The organism is Anaplasma marginale str. Florida, from assembly GCF_000215485.1.
Classification (GTDB): domain Bacteria; phylum Pseudomonadota; class Alphaproteobacteria; order Rickettsiales; family Anaplasmataceae; genus Anaplasma; species Anaplasma marginale.
Genome location: NZ_AFMS01000033.1, coordinates 1 through 929, shown reverse-complemented (window position 1 = coordinate 929; position 929 = coordinate 1). Strand labels below are relative to the sequence as shown.

At 46.9% G+C, this 929-nt stretch carries 1 protein-coding gene; it reads right to left on the bottom strand.

All coding sequences use genetic code 11. From position 1 onward, the window contains the following. Positions 1-54 precede the first annotated feature (54 nt). Positions 55-792, bottom strand: a complete 738-nt coding sequence (fabG, locus tag GAC_RS01030; RefSeq protein WP_029209697.1) for a 3-oxoacyl-[acyl-carrier-protein] reductase — start codon at positions 790-792, stop codon at positions 55-57. Positions 793-929: the final 137 nt, after the last annotated feature.

Below are 929 nucleotides of genomic sequence, written 5' to 3'. Positions count from 1 at the left end.
ATGTATATGTACAAGAAGTTTCTGTACGTAAATTGTGCCCACAAACATCTATACTCAACACATCAACATGCCACCATTCACGTGTATGGTCTGTCCAGTTATATAGCTACTGGCATCACTAGCCAAAAACAGAACCACCGAGGCTATGTCTTCAGGAGTGCCCATGCGGCCCATCGGTATGTTATTCAAGATGTGCTCCTTTTGTTTTTCCGGTAGTGGAGCCGTCATCGGTGTATCTATGAACCCCGGAGCAACACAATTTACCGTGATTCCTCGAGATGCAAATTCCAAGGCCAAAGACTTACTCATACCTATTATACCAGCTTTAGATGCCGAATAATTCGCCTGTCCGACATTACCGGTGACACCCACGATCGATGAGATGTTTATGATTCTACCACCCGCATTTTTCAGCATGGCACGGCATGCACTTCTGTTGATTTTGAATACGGCATTCAGATTAATCGCTATGACTCTATCCCAATCCTCATCAGTGATGCGGAGTGAGAGCTTATCGAGCACTATGCCGGCACTGCAGACCACTCCGTCAATTCCTGACATAAGCTCAGCAGCCCTATCTACTAAGGTATCTACCTCCTCACGATTTAGAAGGTCACACTGTAGCACATGCGCGCTTTTCGCACACTGCGACGCCACATTTTGCAGCGCATCAGCGCGGGTTCCCGATATGCACAGCTCGGCATTTGCCCTGGATAGAGCGACAGATATGGCAGAACCTATGCCTCCAGATGCTCCCACAACCAAAAATCTTTTTCCAGACACATCAAACATCTCTATCCCCATACAGCCCCAAGCCAGTACTCGCTCAGAGTAACGAATTTGCTCGACAGTCGCAATGCCATTCTGTATCATTACGGCGCATTTGTGTTTTACTACTGTATTTTGCAGACACTTCGAGTACAGCCTAT

Coding starts and splice junctions, on each gene's coding strand:
- fabG (WP_029209697.1), bottom strand. CDS start 792: ATGTTTGATGTGTCTGGAAAAAGATTTTTGGTTGTGGGAGCATCTGGA.